This window comes from Methanomassiliicoccales archaeon, assembly GCA_036504055.1.
Classification (GTDB): Archaea; Thermoplasmatota; Thermoplasmata; order Methanomassiliicoccales; family UBA472; genus DASXVU01.
In genome coordinates this window covers 50221-56220 of the sequence record DASXVU010000011.1, presented here as the reverse complement: position 1 = coordinate 56220, position 6000 = coordinate 50221, and the positions used below count along the sequence as shown (strand labels likewise).

The 6000-nt window shown below is 54.4% G+C and carries 6 protein-coding genes; 2 read left to right on the top strand and 4 right to left on the bottom strand.

Features of this window, described 5'->3' with window-relative positions; genetic code table 11:
• The first annotated feature begins 174 nt into the window (after positions 1-174).
• A complete protein-coding gene (locus VGK23_03165) occupies positions 175-1752 on the top strand; it encodes a response regulator (protein HEY3419528.1) in 1578 nt (525 codons plus the stop codon).
• Positions 1753-1760: 8 nt separating this feature from the next.
• Here VGK23_03165 and VGK23_03160 read toward each other — a convergent pair whose 3' ends face one another.
• Positions 1761-2171 carry an arsenate reductase ArsC gene (locus tag VGK23_03160; GenBank protein HEY3419527.1) on the bottom strand — a complete coding sequence of 137 codons (411 nt, stop codon included), beginning with the start codon at positions 2169-2171 and terminating at the stop codon, positions 1761-1763.
• 211 nt (positions 2172-2382) lie between these two features.
• Here VGK23_03160 and VGK23_03155 point away from each other — a divergent pair, with 211 nt between their 5' ends.
• Positions 2383-2835, top strand: coding sequence for a hypothetical protein (locus VGK23_03155; protein HEY3419526.1), 453 nt, complete (start codon positions 2383-2385; stop codon positions 2833-2835).
• A 5-nt stretch (positions 2836-2840) separates the two neighbouring features.
• Here the strand turns inward: VGK23_03155 and VGK23_03150 are convergent, their stop codons facing one another.
• Genes VGK23_03150 through nifV form a run of 3 tightly spaced genes read right to left on the bottom strand, consistent with a single transcriptional unit; the run spans position 2841 to position 5793 of the window.
• Entirely contained in the window at positions 2841-3344 is a 504-nt protein-coding gene (locus tag VGK23_03150; protein ID HEY3419525.1) for a 3-isopropylmalate dehydratase small subunit, read from the bottom strand.
• Entirely contained in the window at positions 3344-4594 is a 1251-nt protein-coding gene (locus tag VGK23_03145; protein HEY3419524.1) for a 3-isopropylmalate dehydratase large subunit, read from the bottom strand. The genes VGK23_03150 and VGK23_03145 overlap by 1 nt, the downstream gene beginning before the upstream one ends.
• Before the next feature lie 20 nt (positions 4595-4614).
• Positions 4615-5793 carry a homocitrate synthase gene (gene nifV, locus VGK23_03140; protein ID HEY3419523.1) on the bottom strand — a complete coding sequence of 393 codons (1179 nt, stop codon included), beginning with the start codon at positions 5791-5793 and terminating at the stop codon, positions 4615-4617.
• Positions 5794-6000 lie beyond the last annotated feature (207 nt).

The following is a 6000-nucleotide window of genomic DNA, read 5'->3' as shown; positions in this document are numbered from 1 at the left end:
TATCGGATCGGTGACTGGGTCAAGAAAAAGAGGATCCATTTCCTGCCCTATCTGAGGTTCGTCTGCCACAGGGATTAAATCTGTGAGGGTGAATACATGTTCTCAACAAAACATGGAAACATCTCCTCGAATAGCTCAAATATATATCAAATTAGTCAGATAGTTTTGGGACCGATGAGGATTCTTTGTACAGACGATGATCCGATGCTTTTGGACGTGACTCAGGAATTCCTCAGCACAAACGGATTCGAGGTCGATGTAGCATATTCTGCCGCAGAAGCGCTGCAGAAGATGGAGAAGACGCACTACGATGCCCTGGTATCCGACTATCAGATGCCTGACCTAGACGGTATCCAATTGCTCAAACACTTGAGGGCATTACCCAACAACATTCCATTCATACTGTTCACTGGCAGAGGTAGGGAGGAGATCGCTATCGAGGCCCTAAACTCCGGTGCCGATTACTACATTCAAAAAGGCGGTGAACCTGGTGCCCAGTTTGCTGAATTGACCCATCACATTATCAGGGCAATAGACAGAAGGGAAGCAGAGGCAAAACTGGGTGAGAGCATCGAGAAATTCCGAGCCCTGGTGGAGGTGATAGGGGACTGGAGATGGGAGATGGACGCTAAGGGTACATACACCTACTGCAGTCCTCAGGTCTTCGATGTCATCGGATATCAGCCCAGCGAGATGATCGGAAAACGCGTTACTGATTTCATACCTCGCGATGATAGGGCCAAAGTCAAAAGATCGGTCATGGAAGGACTGAGTTCTGAGGGCGGTCTTCGGCAGTTTGAGAACATAAGAATGCACCGCGATGGATCCTCAAGATACATTGAATCCAGCGTGGTTCCGGTGCTTGACAAAAGAGAGAAGATCGTCGGTTATAGGGGAGTGGACCGAGATGTTACAAGGGAGAAGGAGATGGAAGGTGCCCTTGAAGAAGCAAACCATAGGCTGGAGATCCTGGAGAGCGTCACTTGGCATGATACGATGAACCAGCTCTCGATATTGAGCGGAAATGTCGAACTGCTTCGGAACGATCCAAAACCTGAGGCCAAAGACAAGTACCTCCGCCGCATCGAGACCGCAGCAAATTCTGTCAGGAAACACATAGATTTCACTCGGAACTATCAACGTACCGGCAAGACACGCCCGGTCTGGCTCGATGTCTCGCATTCGTTCTCCCTGGCCTCGAGCATGCTCGATTTGCAGGACGTAAGGATAGAATGCACTTTACCCAGAATGGAGATCAAATCCGATCCAATGCTGGTCAAGGCCTTTTTCAACATGATGGAAAACTCCCTACGATACGGCCAGAAGGTGACCGAGATAAGGCTTTCGGCGGAGCGGGATGGGGACGGTTTGACCCTGATCTATTCGGACAATGGGGTCGGCATTCCGCTTGAGGACAAGGACCGGATCTTCCTCAGAGGATTCGGCAACAACACCGGTCTGGGTATGTTCCTGATCAAATCGATCTTCAAGATCACAAACATCGATATCAAGGAAACTGGCTTCCCAGGGGAGGGTATTCGTCTGGAAATGTATGTGCCGAAGGACAAAATTCGTTGTCTCAATGAAAAGAATGATCAGATATCCTCTCAACGAAAGCCCGACGGAGCAGAATCGCTCATCCATGAGGATCAGTCTTTGAGGTCTGGGAGAAAATCTTCAACGGAGATATCACGCTCTTCGGCGGGATGCGATTTGTCCTCAACATCGACTGGCCATCACAGTCCCAAATGAATTTATTTTCATCCTTTGAACTCCTTTCTGATCCACCTGATGATCTCGTCCCTGCTTTCTCTGAATCCCGCGGTGATCTTTTCTTCGTTTCCATCTAGTGCGGAAGGGTCCTTGAAACCATGATGGATGTGTTCCTTCCCGAGGAAAAATGGGCAGATATCCTCAGCGTCGCTGCAGACGGTGACCACATAATCGAACTCCTCGCCCCTGAATTCGCTGAGGTTCTTTGAACGACTAGCAGAAATATCCACCCCTATCTCCTTCATCACCTGAATGGCATAGGGGTTGACTACCGAAGGTTTCGTGCCGGCGCTCTTTGCGAGATATGCTTCTGACAGGAACGTGTTCACGTAGCCTTCAGCCATTTGGGATCGGGCGGAGTTATGGGTACATATGAAGAGGATTGTTTTCTTCGACACCGCTAGACCACCGGACAATGAAATGGATCATTGGCTAGATAATTTCTCTGGGATACTGAGTGGATTGGATTATCCTATCATGTCTGGTAAAATCCAATGCTTGGATATGCATTCGAAAAGATTGGAATCGAATCGGAATGGGTGAATACCGATCGGAGCGATCGAGGGGCAGTAGACTATATTTATTCGTTGATACCAACCGAGCCATCAGATGGACGAAAAAGACCTGAGGGGGCTCATCGTCGTGGAAGGTATCCTGCTCTATCTACAGTTCTGGTTGGGCATGTCGATGAACCTGTTCATCCCTATTCCGACCCTCACCCCTTTCGATTTCTTTGGGTATGGTGAAGGAGTGGTCCTCTTGGCCCACATTATCAACGGGATCGCCATCTTGGTTGTCGGATCGTATATCGCCTACCTCATCCCGAGGACGAGGGTCCGATGGCTCAACATCCAATCCGCTCTTTCCGGCGTCTTCGTCCTGATAGCCCTGGCTGGCGGATTCGCCTATGTACTGGGAGGCCAGAACGATGGCTTCTCGATGGCAATGGCCATGAGCTTCATATCGTTGTTCACCGTTTTCTTCGCGATGATCTTCCAGGTTGGAAAAATGGAAGGGTCGGAGGCAGCCCAAGACATGGTGCCGTCCTCCCGAACCCGATAAAACGTTTAGTCCAGGTTGAACCCGCCGTACTTCTTGAAGTGCTCGGCCAGGCCGCCTTCGCTCAGGATCTTGAGCATGACCTTCGGCAGCGGGGTGGTCTTGACCTCCTTGCCCTTGGTGATGTTCAGAACGACTCCCTTCTCCAGGTCGACCCTGAGGACATCGCCCTCCTCGATCCCGCTGGTGTCGCATTCGATCAACGGCAGTCCGACGTTGATGCAGTTCCTGTAGAATATCCTGGCGAACGACTTGGCGATGACCGCCGAGCATCCGGCCGCCTGAATGACCAACGGGGCCTGTTCACGGCTGGAGCCCATGCCGAAGTTCTCCGCGGCCACGATGAAGTCGCCCTTTTCGATCTCCTTGTAGAATCCAGGGCGCAGGTCCTCCATCAGATGGGTGGACAGGTCCTTCATGTCCAGGCTCTTGAACTTGTACTTGCCGGCGATGATGTAGTCGGTATTGATGTTCTTGCCGAAGACGTGGGCCTTGCCTTTCATCTCTTCCATCACAGCACCTCCCTGGGGTCGGCGATGCATCCCTTGATCGCCGAGTATGCGGCGGTTGCCGGCGATGCCAGGTATATGTCCGCCTTGACGTTGCCCATGCGACCCTTGAAGTTGCGGTTCGCGGTCGACAGCACGTTCTCCGCGTCCGAGGGGATACCGTTGCATGTTCCGACACATGGTCCGCAGGACGGGGTCATCATGACGGCACCGGCCTTGACCAGCTTCTCCACGGTCCCGTCGTGCAATGCGTTCAGGTAGATCTCCCTGGAGGCCGGGGCGACCAGCAGCCTGAGGCTCTTGGAAACCTGCTTTCCGTCAAGGATCTTGGCGGCGATCTCCAGGTCCTCGCTCCTGCCGTTGGTGCAGGTACCGATGAAGATCTGGTCCAGTTTCAGGCCTTCCACCTTCTGGATCGGGACCACGTTGTCCACGTCCGGCGGGCAGGCGATCTGCGGCGGCATGTCGGAGAGGTCCTCCTCGACCACGCGCTCATACCTGGCATCGTCCGTCGCCATTGTCGGCGCATACTTTGCCTGGGCCCGTCCCTTCAGGTAGGCATCGGTCTTCTTGTCGCAGCGCATCAGTCCGACCTTGGCGCCGGTCTCAACGGCGAGGTTGGATATGGTCATCCTGGCCTCGACGGACATGTTATCGATTATGTCTCCGTAGAGCTCGAGCGCCTTGTATGTGGCGCCGTTAGCGGTGAGAGTACCGACCATGTGCAGGGCGACGTCCTTCGAGTACACGCCCTTCTGCAGCCTGCCGTTATAGACCAGTTTGATCGTTTCCGGCACCTTGAACCACATCTTGCCGCTGATCAGCGCCGCCGCCATGTCGGTGCTGCCGACGCCGGTGGCGAAAGAGTTCAACGCCCCATAGGTGCAGGTGTGCGAGTCAGCGCCGATGATGATAGTACCTGGCAGAGCCCTTCCCGATTCCGGGACAAGGACATGACAGACCCCATCCCCGACATCGTACAGCTTGGCGCCATACTTCGAGGCGAACTCCCTCATCTGCTTGTGAATGTTGGACACCCCTTCCAATGGGGACGGGGCGTTGTGATCGATCACTATGGCGTACCTTGATGGGTCCAGTATCTTCTTCCCGCCCATATCGTTGAACGCCTTGATCGTGAGCCCGGTCGTACCATCCTGGGACATCATGAAGTCCACAGGGGCCACAACGATATCGCCGGCCTTGACCTTCTTGCCCACATGCGCTGAAAGTATTTCCTCTGACATTGTGCCCATTTTAACCGCTCCTTGAATCTTCACTCAACATGGTTGTCCGGTACGCCAGCCCGATAGTCCAGATAGATGTAGACCAGCTCGTTCTCGGTCAGGCTGCGCTTCAGCGACACCGAGTTGGCCCGGACGTGCTCCAGCAGGATGCCGGCGACATCATCGTCGATCTCGTATCCCCGCTTCGCCAACACCTGCTTCAGGGTGTGCCGTCCGGAGTGCTTGCCGATGATGATCTTACGCGTAAGCCCGACCTCTTCCGGCGTGTACGGCTCGTAGTTTGAGAAGTATTTGATGACACCGTCGGTATGGATGCCCGCCTCGTGCGCAAAACAGTTACCGCCCACGATAGGTTTCCAGGCCGGTATGTCCCTTCCGGCCGCCCTGGCAACGTATTCCGAGACCTCCACGAACCGGGATGTGTCGAAGTTGGTGTCCATCTTCAGGATGTGCTTGCCGACCATGGCGATCTCCTCCATGGGGGTGTTGCCGGTACGTTCACCTATGCCCAGGACGGTGGTCGAGACCACTTTCGCCCCCGCCTGAACGCCTGCAAGCGCGTTCGCGGTGGCCATGCCGAAATCGTTGTGGGTATGCATCTCCACATCGATCTTGGCCTCTTCGATGATCCTCTTTATCTCATCGTAGGTGCGGCGCGGTTCGAGGATTCCTAGCGTGTCGCAGTATCGGAAACGGTCCGCCCCCGCCTCCTTGGCGGCTTTGGCGAATGTGACAATGAAGTCCTTGTCAGCGCGGGACGCGTCCTCGGCATTGGCCGATATGTACAGACCGTGCGCCTTGGCGTACTCTATCGATTCCACCAGCTTCTCGATGACCCATTCGCGGGTCTTCATGAGCTTATGCTCGATGTGGATATCGGATGATGACATCGATATGGCGACGGAGTCGACATCGCAATCGATGGAATGGGCGATGTCCGCCGGGTTGGCCCGGTTCCATCCCAATACGGAAGCGCCGAGCCCGAGGTGCGCGATGTTCTTGACCGCGGTCTTCTCATCCCCTCCCATGGCTGGTATACCTGCCTCTATCTGCTGCACCCCGATCTCGTCCAGTAGCTTTGCTATACGCATCTTTTCCAGGTTGGCGAAGACTATTCCAGCGGCCTGCTCTCCATCTCTCAAGGTGGTGTCGCAGATCACAAGTTGATGCTGGTTCAATTTGGCAAGTACCTCGTCCCTGTTCTTCATCGATTTCCCTTCCTACCTGGACCTGATCTGGCGAAGCGGCCTTTCCGGCCGGCTACGGGCATGACCACGGCTTGAACGAGCGCCCCACCGTTCGTCTGATATAAGTTCAGAACGCCCCATCACCGACAATAGCATCCTTGGGCAGTCCCGTGGGGGACAGTATGTCGATGTGATTCCAGCTGTCATGCGGACCTAGGACCTATCTCC